We start from the raw sequence: 15,168 nt of genomic DNA on the forward strand, positions 1-15,168 counted from the left end.
AGAGAATTTTCAAAAGAAATGCAAGCAATTGCTTTTGTCGTACTCTTAACGGGCATAGTGCGCCTGCTGAGTATGATCTCCAAATGAAGGAAAGGAATGAGATGCATTGCTGTGAAATTCTATAATTTCTCATTTAAGTCAATAAAAAGTCCAGAAACGTAATATACCTTGGATTGCTCCAAGGTATATTACGTTTCTTGTGTTACTAATTAAACCCGCTGTAACAATAGTGGAGCACGGCTTCTTCTCCGCCTCTCCCAAAGATAGAGGAATCGCCTCACAATTTTATATAGACATAGCCGTCTTTGATTTCTGTTTCATACGTTTGGATACAGCCGTCATCCGGTTTTTGCACTTCGCCTGTTGAGAGAGAGATTTTCCAATTATGAAGAGAACAAAATACATACTCACCTGAAACAATTCCTTCCGTCAACGGTCCGTTTTTATGAGGACATGCGTTGCTAACCGCTTTTACCTCCCCGTTGCTTAAAAGAAACACCGCAATAGATAATCCGTTCACTTGTACTTCCTTGCCGATTTGCGGAGTCAATTCCTCGAGTTTCACTATTTTTACCTTTTGCTGCGAGACTGTTGACATATTCCTTCCTCCTTTATAGGTGCTCGATTTTGTACATGGAGCGCAATTGAGGCGTATCAAGAACTTCCTGCCACGGCTCGCTGTATTTGGCGATGGCTTCATCGAAACGCTCATTCAACTGCTGTACCTTCTGTTCATCCATCAATACTTCTTTTACATGCTCGAAGCCCATACGCTCAAGCCACGGTGCTGTACGTTCTAAATAAATTCCCGTTTCACGGTAATGCTGGACGAACGCCGCTGACAGCCGCTGCACTTCTTCTGCAGAAGACACTGTGCATAAATGCTTCGCTTCTTTTACCTCCGTTCCGCCGTTTCCGCCCACGTAAATCTGGAATCCGTTTTCTACGCCGATGACACCGAAATCTTTTACACCGGATTCCACGCAGCTGCGAGGACAAGCGGAAACGCCCATTTTCACTTTATGAGGCGTATCGATTCTTTCGAACTTCTTCTCCAAAGCCACTCCTAGACTCATAGAATCCTGTGTTCCAAATCGGCAAAACGCCGATCCTACACATGTTTTCACTGTGCGCAATGTTTTTCCGTATGCATAACCCGATAGCATTTCGAGCTCTTCCCACATACTTGGAATATCTTCTTTTTTCACTCCGAACAAACCGATACGTTGTCCGCCTGTCAGCTTGATTAACGGAACCTCGTATTTTTCCGCAACCTCCGCAAGTTTTTTTAGCTGCTTAGCGTCTGTAATGCCTCCGTACATTTTCGGGATGATGGAGTATGTTCCGTCCTTTTGGATATTGGCATGCATACGCTCGTTCACCAAGCGTGAAGTTTTGTCATCTTCATATTCCGGCCACACCATTCCTAAATAATAGTTAAGGGCCGGACGGCATTTCACACATCCTTCTTCTTGTTTCCAGCCCAATACATAGCGGACTTCTTTGGCCGTTTTCAAGCCTTTGCTTCTGATTTCCTCAATCAGCTCGTCGCGAGTGAGAGCCGTACAGCCGCAAATGCCTTCCTCAACTTCTTCTACCTTTCCGCCCAGTGTATGCTCCAGCACTTGCACCACAAGCGGCTTGCATTTTCCGCAAGAGCCACCCGCCTTCGTACATGCTTTCACTTCTTCGAATGTTGTTAACTCTTGTTCGAGGATACTGTGAACGATTTGGCCTTTTGTTACGCCATTGCAGCCACAAATCGTTTCCTCAGGAGACATCGATGCCACAAGCATTTCGTCCCCTTCGTCCTCTTTATGAAGAATGGACGCATTTTTATAATCGCTTATATTTGCTTCCTGCTTCATCATGCGGAATAAGCGATTGCTGTCGTCCACGTTTCCGTACAATACGATACCGGCGATTTTATTGCCGCGAACGAGCACCTTTTTATACATGCCGGCGATTTCGTCATGTACACGAATCGCTCTTGTCGCCTCATCTTCATAAATTTGTCCCGCCGAAAACAAATCGCAGCCTGATACTTTCAACTGAGTAGACAACACGCTTCCCTTGTAACCGTCCGTTTTAATGCTGCAAAGATAGTCTGCAAGCACTGCTGCCTGTTCATATAAAGGAGCCACCAGGCCGTATACATTATTGTTGTGTTCGGCACACTCCCCTACCGCATATATGCACGAATCCGATGTTTGCATATAATCATTCACAACAATCCCACGATTGATATGCAAAGCGCATTCCTGTGCCAACTGCTTATTAGGTCGGATTCCTACAGCCATTACGACTAAATCACAAGGCGTTTCCGTTCCATCGTTAAACCGGATTCCTGTCACTCTTTCATCTCCAAGAATTTCAGCCGTTTGCTTTTCCATCAAAAACTTCATGCCTTGTCCTTCCAGATCGCGTTTGAGCAGTGCGCCAGCTGGTGCATCTAGCTGTTGCTCCATCAAATGAGACATCAAATGAACAACTTCTACTTCCATTCCTAAGTTCAAGAGTCCTCGCGCAGCTTCCAATCCAAGCAATCCTCCGCCGATGATAACCGCTTTTTTATATTCTTCGGCAGTTTTGATCATCATTTCACAATCTTGAATGGTACGGAATCCTGTTACACCCGGCAAATCATTCCCTGGAACAGGCAGTATGAACGGTGCCGATCCCGTTGCAATGATGAGCACATCGTACTGTACAGCACAATTTTGGTTTGTATAAATGCGCTTTTCTCCTCTATCAATTCTGATGACTTGCTCATTCGTATATAAAGTAATTCCATTCTCTTCATACCATGACCAATCGTTCATGATGATTTCATTTTTGTCTGTTTTTCCCTGTAATACAGTGGACAATAGAATGCGATTATAGTTAGGATGAGGCTCGTCGCCAAAAATAATAATATCGTACCGTTCAGTGTTTCTTTTCAAAATCTCCTCTATGCATCGTACGCCGGCCATTCCATTTCCGATCATTACAAGACGCTGCTTTTCCATACTTTATCCCTCGTCTCTTTGTGAAGTATTGATCATTCTTTATAAGACCATTGTAGCAAAATAATATATAAAGCTATAGAGATTGGAAGCATGTGTTAAAAAACTGCCAAATTTTCCTCTGTACTGATAGTGATTATGTAATATACATCACATTTCCCTATGAATTTTCCGTGAACATTTCGCGTATTTTTCTTCATTAAAATTTGAACATAAAATGCAGCACATGAGAAACCTGTGCTGCATTCTTTTTTAAACGGGCATAGTGCGCCTGCTGGTATGGCAACGGCCAAAGCCTTTAAGATGCCCTCGTGCTTTTTTACTAAGTAAGTAGGTTTAATGTCCTATACTGCGAAATCTCTAAGCAAAGGAAAAGGATGCGATGCATTGCTGGGAAATTTTATAATTTCTCATTTTAAAAAGCCTATAATGAATCCTTATCGTTTTTCAAAAGAAAATATGAATTTCCTTACGGCGTATTTCAGCTTACTATAATAGTGAACTCTCAATTGGCACGGAAAGCATGAAATAAGGAGATGATTAGAATGGATGTAAAAAAACAAGTCCAGCAGCAATTCGGCAAAAATGCAGCGCATTATGTCACAAGCGAGATTCATGCGAAGGGAAATGATTTGGCTGCATTGCTTTCTATCTCGCACGCAACTGAACAAGATACGGTCCTTGATATCGCGACAGGCGGCGGACATGTGGCGAACGGATTGGCGCCTCTTGTCAGCAAAGTCACCGCTCTTGACCTTACAGAGAACATGCTGGAGAAAGCGAAAGAGTTTATAGAAGGAAACGGACATACGAACGCGGAATTCGTGCAAGGCGACGCGGAGAACCTTCCATTTCAAGACGAAACCTTCACAATTGTCACTTGCCGAATTGCCCCTCATCATTTTCCTGATATTTCTTCCTTTATAAAAGAGAGCTATAGAGTTTTGAAAAAAGACGGCACTTTTCTTCTTATAGATAATGTCGCTCCTGAGAAAGATGAGCTGGATGTATTTTATAATACAGTAGAGAAAAAACGGGATTACAGCCATAACCGGGCGTGGAAGAAGTCGGAGTGGCTTTCAGGATTGGAAGAAGCCGGTTTTGAGATTGGGCAGCTGATTACATTTTCGAAGACGTTTCAGTTTGATAATTGGTGCGACCGGATGGATTTGGCCGAGAATGAGAAAAGAGAGTTAGAGGCGTTTATGCTGGGGGCTTCTACAGATGTTCAGCGTCATTTTCATGTTACGGCGCAGGATGGGCATATTTTGAGCTTTCAGGGGCAGTCTGTGTTGATTCGATGTAAAAAATGAACTGTTGTATTTATACGGAAGAAGCTCCGTCATTTACAATGACGGAGCTTCTTCCATTTTTAAGATCTATTCAAAATCAAACATAAAATCTTCGTCTGTCAGCTTTTCTACATTCGTCGCTTTTACGTAACCATTTCCTTTACCTGTATATTCCCGCAAGGCCGCTAATCTTGCGGCGGGACGAACCCGGCTCTAGCGTTAGCTAGAGAGTAGACTATATCACCATCCGGTTTGGATGCTCCGCACTTCCACTCGCTTGAGTGTACTCTACTCACTTCCATATCTGCATCGCAAATATGTGCTTTCGATAGTCGTTGCACGTTCCCTCGAAGGGGCTTCGCTCAGGATTGCCATATTAACAGGTTCGTTAACTTAGGCTTCCCCTGAATTCACGGAGTGTTCGATAAGCATTCCTGCTTAAAGCCGCTCAAATCAGAACGGAAAAGAAATCATGGTTTTTCGTATCTGTACGCAATCCGTTCACAACAATCGGGTTGATGTCCTCATCTTCGAAATACGGATCGAATCCTAAGTTCATCAATCCCTTATTTGCATTGTAACGAACGAACCTGTTTACTTCGTCCACAAGTCCGATTTCTGCGTAAATTTCCTCTGTATATGCTTTTTCATTTTCATATAAGTCCAACAGCAACTCCAGCGTTTCTGCTTTTACTTCTTGCTGCTCTTCTTCGGACATCTTCATGAAAATCTCTTGGGCCAACAAGCCGACGAATACGCCGTGAATACTCTCATCCTTTCGTGTTCGCATAGGTTCGCTACACCTATACCGCCGTTTCGGCAGCTTGCTATTACTAGCAAGAACAGGCTATATCACCATCCTAAAGGATGTCCCCCGTTTCGGGCATCAAACGCTTATGCCCTACTCTACTCTGCAAATGTTCTAATTTGCATTTTGATAGCCGTCGAACGTTCCTCAAAAGAGGCTTCGCTGCTGATTGCCCATACCCACCGTGAGTCAATGTACTCGCAAGTATTAGGGGTTCCCAGCAATTAAAGGGATTTTTCCGCTGCCTGTCTCCAAAGCAGGGCCGCAAAATATTTACGGATAATGAGATTGATAATTTCACCGCTCGCCGTCATCTTTCCTTGTCCCGCCAAATACAGCGGATAGAAGAAGCCGCTGTAGAATAAATAGCTTTCTAAGAACACGCTCGCTACCATCGCCATATACAGCTCTTTTTTCGTTACTTCCGGCTTTAAAAGACGGCGGTAGTAGTTCGTGATGAGCTGCGCTTTTTTCTGAAGCAGCGGGTGCTCATCCACCCATTTGAAAATGCCGTCTATTTCTTCTTCTGTCGCAAGCGTCGTGAAAATATGGCTGTACGACTTCGCATGCACCTCTTCCATGGCACCCATGAAAGCAAGTACACTTTTTGCCTGCAGGTTATCTACATGCAAAAGAATAAGAGGCATCCCTTCTCCGCCTTGCTTCGTATCAAGAAGCGTCAAGCCTCCCAATACGCGTTTATAGGCGGTTTGCTCTTCCTTAGAAAGCAGCACCCATGTGTTTTTGTCTGAGGAAACAGAAATCTCCTCTTCCGTCCAGAACTGGGCGATATTTTGCTTCCAAAACATTAAACTATAATCATCTTCTTTTTTATTCCAGTTGACCGCACGCATTTCATTCACCCCTTCTTATACTACGCATGCTACGCATTCTTCTACCGTCAGCTTACGCGTTCTCGTATAATACAAGCTCTTAAGCCCTTTTTTATGAGCGTAAATGTAATAGCGTGCCAGTTCACGTGTAGAAATGTCGCTGTTCACATACAAAATAGTGCTGATGCCTTGATCGATATGCTGCTGAACTTCTGCGATTAAGTCAATCAGCTTGAATTGATTCATATCGTAGGCGGATTTATAGTACCAGAACGTTTCCTTCGATAAATACGGCATCGGATAATACGTTGTCGCATTCGCGTACGTTCTGGATTCAATTTGGTTTACAATCGGCATAACGCTGGATGTAGCGTTTTGGATGTAGCTGATTGACTGCGTTGGAGCGATTGCCAGGCGATATGCGTTGTATAAACCATATTTTTGAACCTGCTCCTTCAACTTGCTCCAATCTTCCTCTGTCGGAACGTACATGCCTTCAAACAGCTTCTGCACCTTTTCTGTGCGCGGGCTGAAATCCGTCGTTTCGTACTTAGCGAAATATGTTCCTTTCGCGTACTCGGATTTTTCGAAGTCTTTGAAAGTTTCCCCGCGCTCCTTCGCGATCATCATACTCTTTTCGATAGAGTAATAATTCAGCATCATGAAGAACGTGCGGGCGAAATCTTTCGCTTCTTCGCTTTCATAGGAAATTTTGTTTTTTGCCAAATAGCCGTGCAGGTTCATCGCACCAAGACCTACTGAGTGAAGCTCTTCATTCGCTTTCTTTACTGTCGGAGCATTCGGAATCACTGTCATATCAGAAACGGCTGTCAAGGCCTCCATGCCCGCGTGAACCGCTTCACGGATTTCTTTATTGTCCATTACGTTTACAATGTTCAATGAACCTAAGTTACAGTTGATATCGCGACGAATAACATCTCCGTGACCGTAGTCGTTGATTTCAGATGTTTCTTGTAACTGGAAGATTTCGGTACACAAGTTCGACATCTTCACAGATCCAATATCCTTCAACGGATGCTGCTCATTCGAATTAGACTTGAACATTAAATATGGATAACCCGATTCAAGCTGAATCATCGCAATTTTGATCAGCATATCGCGTGCGTTTAAATCAAGCTTTCTCTTTTTCACGTTCGGATTGTTGACGAGTTCATCGTACATTTCGTCGATATCTATATCATCAAGATGCTGTCCGTATTCTTTGAACACCGTATAAGGCGCGAATACATGCAGCGGTTCGTTTTTCTCTGCCAACTCCAAGAATTTGCTTGGGATGATGAGACCGATAGATAGAGACTGAATACGGCTCTTCTCATCGGCATTTATTTTTTTGGAGTCAATGAATTCCACGATATCCCAGTGGAAAATATTTAAATATACCGCTCCGGCTCCTTTTCTTTGACCCAATTGATTTGCGTAAGAGAAGGAGTCTTCCAGAAGCTTCATAACAGGCATGACGCCGCTTGCCGCATTTTCGATTCCTTTGATTTGTTCGCCTCTTGCACGCAATTTGCTGAGGTTGAGCGCGACGCCTCCGCCAATCTTGCTCAGTTGCATCGCAGTGTTAATGTTAAACCCGATGGAATTCAAGCTGTCATCAATTTCCAATAAAAAACAGCTTACCATCTCCCCGCGTCTGCTTCGTCCTGCATTCAAAAACGTCGGTGTGGCCGGCTGATAATTTTGCCTGATGATCATACGGGCGAATTGCTGCGCCTTCTTTGCATCTCCTCTTCCTAAGTAAAGGGAGACGATAGCTACGCGATCTGGATAGCTTTCTAAGTATTGCTTTAAATCGTTCGTCTTCAAAGCATAGTCCTTATAAAACTTGGACGCCGCCATGTACGACTGGAACTCGAAGTTTGCTCCGTATGTAACGTCGTAGACTGCTTCGATTTCTTCTAAAGAGTATTCATTAAGTACGTTGTAATAATAATCATGCCGCGTCATGTAGGCGATTCGTTCGCGGACACTGTTGAAATGCAGCGTCTGTTCGTGCACCTCTTTCAAGAACTCCTGCAGCGCCTCTTGATCCTTTTCCAGCTGATAGAAGCCGTCTTCCATTCTCGTAATTTCGTTGTTTAACTCAATGTGTCGCAATCTCCAGCACCCTCTCCTTAAATAATTGTATGTCTTTGCTTGTACCGGACAGTTCGAATTTAGATACAATCGGTACATTGTATTGATTGGAGATTCTATCCGCACTTGCCCCGAAACTGTCACCCCAATTTCTGTTGCCGCTTGCGGATACTCCTTTTAAGCAGGAATGATTGCGTTCCAAAAATTTTTCAACGCGCTCCGGTACATTTCCAAATCCTGTTGTATACGTAACGAGAATAAATTCTTCGTCCATTACTAAGTCCTCGCGAATTTGCATAGCCGGCATTCCTAGTTTATGAATAAATCGTTTTACGTTCCCTGTCATAGAATCATACACAATTCGCATCCTGGATCCTCCATTTTCAAAATATTTTAAATATTCCTAATTATTTTTTGTTCACCTATATATTGTAGTATGTTTTCTCCGCACATACAAGATATATGCAACAATTAGTTTATGGCAAAGTCTTGTCTTTTTCGACAGTAAAAAATCCGCTCCGGAAAATTGAGTACAAAACATATCAAACTACATTCTAAATTCCATGTCAATAAAGACTATTTCAAAAATCTTGTCAACGCATTTGGAGCAATAAAAAAAAGTCAGACATTTATATAAGTCCAATTTAAAAATTCGACATAAGAAACGAGCGTGACTACCGCATTCCTGGATAGAAAAACTATTTCTTGCGGGAGGGGCTAGAGCATCCTCATGTAGAAGCGGTCACCCCCTTCAAGATGTCCGCTGTACGGTTGCATGTTATCGATATTTATCGTGTAGAGGAAATACCTTTTCGCAGAAAATATTTATCTGTGTCGTATGCGTATATGAGACGAGTTTGTATATGTCGGAAAATTAAGATGTATTTATATATAAATACAACTAAAAAAGTCGACATAGAAACTTTTCTTTTAGGGGGGAGAGAGCATCCGACTAAGTATAGAAGCGGTCAAACCCTTTTCCTGGCCCATGCAGGGAGAGAGAGAGAGAGGGAGCGAGCGCAGTTTCCCTTTTGTTCTACGTGGCAAACGATAGATCTGTCGGAATAACAAAGTGGACTTATATAATTAGGGAGAAACATAAGAGGATTTGTAGAAAAATTATTTGAAAGAAGATGAAATTCGCAGACTGGAAAAAGTTATACACATCTATATAAATGCAACTAAAAAAATCGACATAAAACTTTTCTTTTAGGGGGAAGAGATCATCTGGCTAAGCATAGAAGCGGTCAAACCCTTTTCGTGGCCCATGCAGGGGTAAGCCATAGAGAAGGAGTGAGCGCAGTTTCCCTTTTGTTCTACGTGGCAAACGATAGATCTGTCGGAATAACAAAGTGGACTCATATATAAAAGTGAATAAAAAAACCGTTTTTTATAGTTGGGAAGAAATCATCTGGCGACGTGCAGAAGCGGTCAAACCTTTGTAGTGTTCATGCAAGGGTAAACCAGAAGCATACCATACTCCCTTTTCGTTGCACATAGCACATGGACATGTCGATAATTCACTCATATATATAAAATCGACATAAAAAAAGGCCTCGGGGACACGAGGCTTTCTCTTCTCATTCTTCCTGCAGGATATGAGTAATTTATAGGGTTTATTAGGGCGCAGAAAGAACGGAGAAGAAGTTGTGTTGGGACACTGTTTTTGCTGTTTGTGTTTGACTGACAAGTTATATTAATCTGGAAGTACTGCGATACCACATATTGCGTCTGTTTCTCCCCTTTCTATCGCCATCACGAGAGTGGTATATAGGGGCATTCTACACAGAAAAGGACATGTTGTAAACTTGACTCCTTTTGAAGAAAGTTCTTCTTGTATCAAATTTGTTACAAATTTGATACAAGAAGAATTGATAGAAAATACATTCTATTTTATTTAATTTAGACAATACATGATTAGATCGGGATACGTCCGTCCGAGCATTTATTAGAAATCAATATGACCGCTTTATCCAGTCCTAATTCGATACAAACAGCTATGCAACGAGGTTTTTACAATTAAAAGACAATGGCTCTGTGCGGAAGGATATCGTGTACCGGCAGCTGATAGACGGATTTCATATTACCAAGGCAAGTGCGGATGATTTTCTTGAAGATTACATACAACGCTTTCACGAAAGCGTTGTCCTATGCCTGAATGTAAAAACAACATTACGAAAACTTAACGATCAAAACATACAGCTTGCGATTGTTACAAACAGAAAAGAATTATTTCAAATGACTAACATTTGCGAACTCGGTTTACAGGCATACTTTTCTGTCATAGTGATTCCGAAGCTGCGGGTGTCAAACGGATCCGCTCATTTTCCAGCAGGCCCTTCTTTAAACGCAGACGTAAAGGGTTGCTTATTTGTAAGCGACCCTGCCTATGACATACAAGAAGCAAAGACGGCAGCTTTCTTACCTTTTAAACAAGGTGCGCCGTATAATGGCGCACCCTTGTTACTCCTTTATATGTGACCGACTACTTTACCCTGCCGGCATTCATAATAGGCTGTGTTCCTTTTTCAGAAACGATGGCGACCATGAGATTGCTCACCATTTGCGCTTTCATTTCCTCGCTGAGCTGCACGACCTGTTTCTCTTCCAGCTGATTTAACGCAGCCTCTACCATGCCTACGGCTCCTTCTACAATCTTTTGACGGGCAGCTACTACTGCGTTAGCCTGCTGGCGCTGGAGCATCGCATTCGCGATTTCAGGCGCGTACGCGAGATGTGTTAAACGTGCTTCAATCACTTGTACGCCGGATACGCTTAAACGCTCTTGCAATTCCCGTGCAAGCTCGTTTGCAATTTCTTCTGCGTTGCCTCGCAGCGACCACACTTTTTCTTCGTTTGTATCGTACGGATACTTTGTCGCTACGTGCCGAAGCGCCGTTTCGCTTTGAATTCTGACAAACTCGTTGTAGCTTTCCACATCAAACAGCGCCTTAGCAGTATCTGTAACTTTAAATACAACGACCGCTGCAATCTCGATCGGATTGCCGTCTACGTCATTCACCTTCAGCATATCGCTGTTAAAATTCCGCACGCGTAAAGATACTTTTTTACGTATAGATGGAATGGTAATGAAAAAGCCGTCCTCCCGGATTGTTCCTAAATATTTGCCAAAGAAAATGACCGCTACCGACTCGTTCGGCTGCACAACCGTCATGCCGCTTAATACAAAAATAGCGAGAATGCCGGCAACGATGAGATAAAGCGGATTATATTGAATAATGCTGAAATACAATGCAAACACTACAATAACAAGCAGTGCTGCCAATCCGATAAAACCGTTAATCTTCCATACTGCTTTCTCTTTCATGTATTCCGCCCCCTTCTCATAATAATAGAAAAATATTCCTATTTTATTTTACACTGTACAGGAAATTTCCTCAAGAAAAGCGAAACCAGAGCATCTTGCCCGTGAGTTGGACACACCTTACCGTTTAGCTATATGAGTGAATGATGAATTCGACATTTTGTGCTATGTGCAACGAAAAGGGAGTATGGTATGCTTCTTCTCTCTGGTTTCCTCTTGCATGAACCATGAGCACTTCTGCACATCTTTTAATCTCCCCCCACTATCAACGTTTTTTTATTCACTTGTATATACATAAAAAAAGCAGCTCCGGTTATAAGAGCTGCTTTTTTTACTCATTTGTTCGTTCATCGTGCTGCTTGCCGATATGCAAAACGTCGCTCATGCGGATTGTATAATAATTGCCTGCCGCATCCTTTATCAAAATGCTGTTTTCTGCTTCCTGTACACTCCAAATACGCGCGTCTATATCCAAAAAGGAATCGTGATGCAAAATGGTCATCGGTACATAGTCCTGACTTTTGTAAGCATCTGCAATTCTTTTTTTCATTTCCCATAAATAGCGGCCTTCTCGTTTTCTCTGACCTGGAAACAACAGCGCTGCGACAAATTTTCTTCCCTCTTTGTCCTGCCACATGTAGTCCCAGCTTGAAAGGCGCTTATGCTCAAATTCCTTCAATCCTCCAACCTCCTCTGCTGCCCGATTTAAGACCTTGGAACCTCCATGTATGTGTATACCACTTGACCCCCATGAGCGGCAATGCCTCGAAAATGCCTGAAGTCGGGGCGTTGTACAAGCACCTCACGAAACTGATAAAATACTTCTTTCGTTACGGTGTACTCATGTAAGTCTCCATTTTTCAGTTTATCTAAAATCTCGTTTACTAAAGCGGAATCCATTTCTTTCACCTCTGCAATATTTCATTTTACCTTGGTTTCCAAATATGAACAAGAGTGCTAATATAAAAAGTATGAATAAGGAGGAATATTATATTATGATTCGCAAAGCTGTACAAGCAGATCGGAAAGATGCTGCTGTTTTACTATATAACGCCCTTCACGACATTGCCGTAAAGCTGACGGGCGGCACAACCAAGGAAGAAGTGCTGCAAGGGCTCGAATATTGGTTCAGGCAGCCTGACAATCGCTTAAGCTATGAAAACTGCTTAGTAGAACAAATAGACGGGCTTGTAGTTGGTATAATCGTACTTTACCATGGAAGCGAGGCAGAAAAACTGGATGCTCCGATTGTAAAGAAGCTGCGCCGCCTGCATAACGATCCGTCTATTATACTGGAAAAAGAAGCGGAATATGACGAATATTATATTGATACACTCTCTGTGCACCCTGAATATGAAGGACAAGGCATCGGAACGAGTCTCATACGGGCAGCTGAAGAAGCTGCACGCGCGCGCAGTTATACGAAAATCTCCATATTGGTGGAGATTACCAACGACCGCGCATTCTCGCTTTATAAACGCATTGGATATACACAGGATAAAATCGTCTCTCTGATCGGCGAACCGTTCGCTCATTTAACAAAGAATATACAAAAGAAAGCACAGCCTGAGCTCCCGGCTATGCTTATGAAACCGTAAATCCCATGTTCTGAATACCCTCAAGCACGCGGCGGTACGTATATGTTGTACAGCCCCAATGCTCATGACTTATGAAAACGGGACCTGCCCAGCCGCGCTGCTTTAATTCCTTTGCAATCATAGAATTGAAATAGCCATGTCCGACTAACGCAACCTTTTGGTAGCAATGCGCGTAGCCGATTAATAAATCGACAGCCTGCCTCGCTCGGAACCGTGCCTGTTCGTACGATTCTATCTCTTTAGAATGACCGGCAAGCCACAGCATCCGATTCACAAACATCCAGCCATGCGGCTTCAGCTTGATCCATTCCGGGGCACCTAAGACCGATGGAAGCGCCGCATCGCAAAAAATCGGATTTTGTACAAATGAAAGCGAGTTCGTTAACAATGCAGCTGATTGAATGGCACGCGCGGATGTACTTGATATAACAAACTTCGCAGTTTGAATAGCCCGAACCGTGTCCTTCGGGAATTCCGTTTCTTCAGCAATCCCCTCTCTATCATAGTGCTCAAGCCATTCTTGAAATTGCTTCATATTCATAAAATCAGAGTGCAGATTTGAGCGGCCATGTCTGATTAACGAGATTTGCATCTGACTCACGCTCCATTTTCATATGAACTCCTATTATTTTTATCGTTTGTTATACTCTATCATACCATGCAGCGAAAAAAGGCAGCACGAAATATACATGCAACAAACCAAAAGGACAGCCGTGAGCTGTCCTTTTTAATCTGTACTGCGATCTGCTGAGGAACAATCTGCGCCTTCCAAAATTCCGTCAGATGAACTGTAATTTGTTTGAGGTGTACTTTGGTGAACAGCCGAACTCGCTCCAGTTTTGATAAGGCTTACAAGCAAAATCACAAGAATTACTGCGATTACCGCAATTTCCATACGTTTGCCCCCTTTATCATGTAACAGCTCCCCTTTTTGTTACACATGCATACACTCTTTTGTCTTGTTGCAATATTTCGATACATCGTATACAGAATCCTTCTTAGCAAGAGAAAAGAACATTTCATAATCCACCGGAAAAAAACCTTACATTTTTTAGTAAAAGCATGGGCTATTTCCAAGAAATTGTCATGAAAACATTTACAAAAGTGAAATTTTAGTTCAGAATAAGGAGAAGTAGAAAATGAGAACTAGTTTTGTCCTTTCCTACGAAAATATTTGCTTATGAGGAGAATGCTTATGAAGATTGCGGAAGCCGGGGATATCATAGAGTTTAAAAATGGATTGCAGGGCCGCGTCCAAAAGGTCAACACAAACTCCGTCATTGTCGATATTACTATCATGGAAAATTATAGAGACCTTGATCTAGAACCATTAACAGTGGTCAACCATAAAAATTACAAAGTAGTCCAAGAGGCATAATAAAGAAGGATCCTATTCGGATCCTTCTTTTCTTCACTTTATTAACGATTATCAATTTTCTCTGGATATAGGTCATGATTCATCATGCGATATTCCGCCATCTGCTCATACTTCGTACCCGGACGTCCGTAATTGCAGTACGGATCGATGGAAATGCCTCCGCGCGGCGTAAACTTGCCCCATACCTCAATATAGCGCGGATCCATCAGCTTAATTAAATCATTCATAATAATATTCATGCAATCCTCGTGAAAATCCCCGTGATTGCGGAAGCTGAACAAGTACAGCTTCAAAGATTTGCTTTCTACCATTTTAATATCTGGGATATAGCTGATGTAAATGGTAGCGAAGTCAGGCTGTCCGGTTTTTGGCAACTGCAAATATGCAGGTGGACTATATCATATTCTTATCCCACTGCGATATGAAATAAGAACCCTCGCGCTTCCATCATTACAATGTACTCTACTCTCTTCCTCAAACGCTACTTGTCTCGCTTTGCGTTTGAGCGATTTCGATAGTCTCTGCACCTTCCTCTTTGAGGCTTGGCTCAGGATTAGAATAATATTTACTAAGAAGATAGTAAAATTTTTCCTTCCCTGAATTCACGAGGTTTAAGCGACAGTGTCACCACTGAAGTGTGCCCCTATTGACACAAGCTGGTAAACTCCGGACAATTGAACTTCACAAAATAATCGCGGTTCGGATGGTTATTATCAAACGTCTCCAAAATCGCTGGGTCGTACTCAAACAAATATTTCGTATTTTGGTTGCCAAGCAATGTTACATCTTGCAATTCTTCATCTTTACGTCCTGTCATAATGAATCTCCT

The 15,168-nt window shown here is 42.5% G+C and carries 15 protein-coding genes and 2 pseudogenes; 4 read left to right on the plus strand and 13 right to left on the minus strand.

What is annotated here, in order from left to right:
- Positions 1 to 277 precede the first annotated feature (277 nt).
- Both nirD and nirB read right to left on the minus strand, forming a co-directional pair.
- A complete protein-coding gene (gene nirD / locus H540_RS0102915; protein ID WP_028399341.1) occupies positions 278 to 598 on the minus strand; it encodes a nitrite reductase small subunit NirD in 321 nt (106 codons plus the stop codon).
- 13 nt (positions 599 to 611) lie between these two features.
- Positions 612 to 3,008, minus strand: a complete 2,397-nt coding sequence (gene nirB, locus H540_RS0102920) for a nitrite reductase large subunit NirB (RefSeq protein ID WP_028399342.1) — start codon at positions 3,006 to 3,008, stop codon at positions 612 to 614.
- Between the two features lie 542 nt (positions 3,009 to 3,550).
- Here nirB and H540_RS0102925 point away from each other — a divergent pair.
- Positions 3,551 to 4,318 (plus strand): class I SAM-dependent methyltransferase, encoded by a 768-nt coding sequence (locus H540_RS0102925; RefSeq protein ID WP_028399343.1) that lies wholly within the window; start codon positions 3,551 to 3,553, stop codon positions 4,316 to 4,318.
- A gap of 427 nt (positions 4,319 to 4,745) precedes the next feature.
- Here H540_RS0102925 and H540_RS28830 read toward each other — a convergent pair whose 3' ends face one another.
- The 4 genes and pseudogenes from H540_RS28830 to nrdI all read right to left on the minus strand — a co-directional run bounded on the left by H540_RS28830 (position 4,746) and on the right by nrdI (position 8,405).
- Complete coding sequence (locus tag H540_RS28830; protein WP_034670241.1) at positions 4,746 to 5,087, minus strand: ribonucleotide-diphosphate reductase subunit beta; 342 nt, start codon at positions 5,085 to 5,087, stop codon at positions 4,746 to 4,748.
- Between the two features lie 293 nt (positions 5,088 to 5,380).
- Positions 5,381 to 5,959: pseudogene (locus tag H540_RS28835) on the minus strand (ribonucleotide-diphosphate reductase subunit beta); the annotation flags it as partial.
- A gap of 15 nt (positions 5,960 to 5,974) precedes the next feature.
- Positions 5,975 to 8,059, minus strand: coding sequence for a class 1b ribonucleoside-diphosphate reductase subunit alpha (nrdE, locus tag H540_RS0102940; protein ID WP_028399344.1), 2,085 nt, complete (start codon positions 8,057 to 8,059; stop codon positions 5,975 to 5,977).
- On the minus strand, positions 8,046 to 8,405 hold the full coding sequence (gene nrdI, locus H540_RS0102945; RefSeq protein ID WP_028399345.1) for a class Ib ribonucleoside-diphosphate reductase assembly flavoprotein NrdI: 360 nt from the start codon (positions 8,403 to 8,405) through the stop codon (positions 8,046 to 8,048). Before nrdI ends, nrdE begins: the two co-directional genes overlap by 14 nt.
- Positions 8,406 to 10,090: 1,685 nt before the next feature.
- Here nrdI and H540_RS0102950 point away from each other — a divergent pair.
- Positions 10,091 to 10,519: an HAD hydrolase-like protein gene (locus H540_RS0102950; RefSeq protein WP_028399346.1), complete on the plus strand. Its 429-nt coding sequence runs from the start codon at positions 10,091 to 10,093 to the stop codon at positions 10,517 to 10,519.
- Positions 10,520 to 10,523: 4 nt separating this feature from the next.
- On the opposite strand, the gene H540_RS0102955 is transcribed toward H540_RS0102950, so the two are convergent.
- The 3 genes from H540_RS0102955 to H540_RS0102965 all read right to left on the minus strand — a co-directional run bounded on the left by H540_RS0102955 (position 10,524) and on the right by H540_RS0102965 (position 12,263).
- The gene (locus H540_RS0102955; RefSeq protein WP_028399347.1) at positions 10,524 to 11,366 is read right to left on the minus strand and encodes an SPFH domain-containing protein; all 843 of its coding nucleotides are present in this window, start codon (positions 11,364 to 11,366) and stop codon (positions 10,524 to 10,526) included.
- 328 nt (positions 11,367 to 11,694) lie between these two features.
- On the minus strand, positions 11,695 to 12,042 hold the full coding sequence (locus tag H540_RS0102960) for a hypothetical protein (protein ID WP_028399348.1): 348 nt from the start codon (positions 12,040 to 12,042) through the stop codon (positions 11,695 to 11,697).
- A gap of 26 nt (positions 12,043 to 12,068) precedes the next feature.
- Positions 12,069 to 12,263 (minus strand): hypothetical protein, encoded by a 195-nt coding sequence (locus H540_RS0102965; protein WP_028399349.1) that lies wholly within the window; start codon positions 12,261 to 12,263, stop codon positions 12,069 to 12,071.
- 95 nt (positions 12,264 to 12,358) lie between these two features.
- Here H540_RS0102965 and H540_RS28840 point away from each other — a divergent pair, with 95 nt between their 5' ends.
- The gene (locus H540_RS28840) at positions 12,359 to 12,961 is read left to right on the plus strand and encodes a GNAT family N-acetyltransferase (protein WP_051316968.1); all 603 of its coding nucleotides are present in this window, start codon (positions 12,359 to 12,361) and stop codon (positions 12,959 to 12,961) included.
- On the opposite strand, the gene H540_RS0102975 is transcribed toward H540_RS28840, so the two are convergent.
- Together H540_RS0102975 and H540_RS32910 are read right to left on the minus strand one after the other, a co-directional pair.
- Positions 12,948 to 13,553, minus strand: a complete 606-nt coding sequence (locus H540_RS0102975) for a histidine phosphatase family protein (protein ID WP_028399350.1) — start codon at positions 13,551 to 13,553, stop codon at positions 12,948 to 12,950. The two genes, H540_RS28840 and H540_RS0102975, sit on opposite strands and share 14 nt — an antisense overlap.
- A gap of 135 nt (positions 13,554 to 13,688) precedes the next feature.
- Entirely contained in the window at positions 13,689 to 13,856 is a 168-nt protein-coding gene (locus H540_RS32910; protein ID WP_155890920.1) for a hypothetical protein, read from the minus strand.
- A gap of 300 nt (positions 13,857 to 14,156) precedes the next feature.
- Between H540_RS32910 and H540_RS0102985 the strand changes: the two genes are divergently transcribed.
- Positions 14,157 to 14,339, plus strand: coding sequence for a YkvS family protein (locus H540_RS0102985; protein ID WP_028399351.1), 183 nt, complete (start codon positions 14,157 to 14,159; stop codon positions 14,337 to 14,339).
- Between the two features lie 41 nt (positions 14,340 to 14,380).
- Here H540_RS0102985 and queF read toward each other — a convergent pair.
- Both queF and H540_RS31720 read right to left on the minus strand, forming a co-directional pair.
- Positions 14,381 to 14,713: pseudogene (gene queF / locus H540_RS28845) on the minus strand (preQ(1) synthase); the annotation flags it as partial.
- A 269-nt stretch (positions 14,714 to 14,982) separates the two neighbouring features.
- Positions 14,983 to 15,156 (minus strand): hypothetical protein, encoded by a 174-nt coding sequence (locus H540_RS31720; protein WP_425388068.1) that lies wholly within the window; start codon positions 15,154 to 15,156, stop codon positions 14,983 to 14,985.
- Positions 15,157 to 15,168: the final 12 nt, after the last annotated feature.

The sequence above is a fragment of the Ectobacillus panaciterrae DSM 19096 genome, assembly GCF_000430785.1.
GTDB lineage: Bacteria > Bacillota > Bacilli > Bacillales > Bacillaceae_G > Ectobacillus > Ectobacillus panaciterrae.

What these genes read in the sequence shown, in the direction of transcription:
- H540_RS0102925 (WP_028399343.1), top strand. Translation starts at nt 3,551, where the DNA reads ATGGATGTAAAAAAACAAGTCCAGCAGCAATTCGGCAAAAATGCAGCG.
- H540_RS0102975 (WP_028399350.1), bottom strand. Translation starts at nt 13,553, where the DNA reads ATGCAAATCTCGTTAATCAGACATGGCCGCTCAAATCTGCACTCTGAT.
- nrdI (WP_028399345.1), bottom strand. Translation starts at nt 8,405, where the DNA reads ATGCGAATTGTGTATGATTCTATGACAGGGAACGTAAAACGATTTATT.
- H540_RS0102985 (WP_028399351.1), top strand. Translation starts at nt 14,157, where the DNA reads ATGAAGATTGCGGAAGCCGGGGATATCATAGAGTTTAAAAATGGATTG.
- H540_RS32910 (WP_155890920.1), bottom strand. Translation starts at nt 13,856, where the DNA reads ATGGAAATTGCGGTAATCGCAGTAATTCTTGTGATTTTGCTTGTAAGC.
- H540_RS0102965 (WP_028399349.1), bottom strand. Translation starts at nt 12,263, where the DNA reads ATGGATTCCGCTTTAGTAAACGAGATTTTAGATAAACTGAAAAATGGA.
- nirD (WP_028399341.1), bottom strand. Translation starts at nt 598, where the DNA reads ATGTCAACAGTCTCGCAGCAAAAGGTAAAAATAGTGAAACTCGAGGAA.
- H540_RS0102955 (WP_028399347.1), bottom strand. Translation starts at nt 11,366, where the DNA reads ATGAAAGAGAAAGCAGTATGGAAGATTAACGGTTTTATCGGATTGGCA.
- H540_RS28830 (WP_034670241.1), bottom strand. Translation starts at nt 5,087, where the DNA reads ATGCGAACACGAAAGGATGAGAGTATTCACGGCGTATTCGTCGGCTTG.
- H540_RS28840 (WP_051316968.1), top strand. Translation starts at nt 12,359, where the DNA reads ATGATTCGCAAAGCTGTACAAGCAGATCGGAAAGATGCTGCTGTTTTA.
- nirB (WP_028399342.1), bottom strand. Translation starts at nt 3,008, where the DNA reads ATGGAAAAGCAGCGTCTTGTAATGATCGGAAATGGAATGGCCGGCGTA.
- H540_RS31720 (WP_425388068.1), bottom strand. Translation starts at nt 15,156, where the DNA reads ATGACAGGACGTAAAGATGAAGAATTGCAAGATGTAACATTGCTTGGC.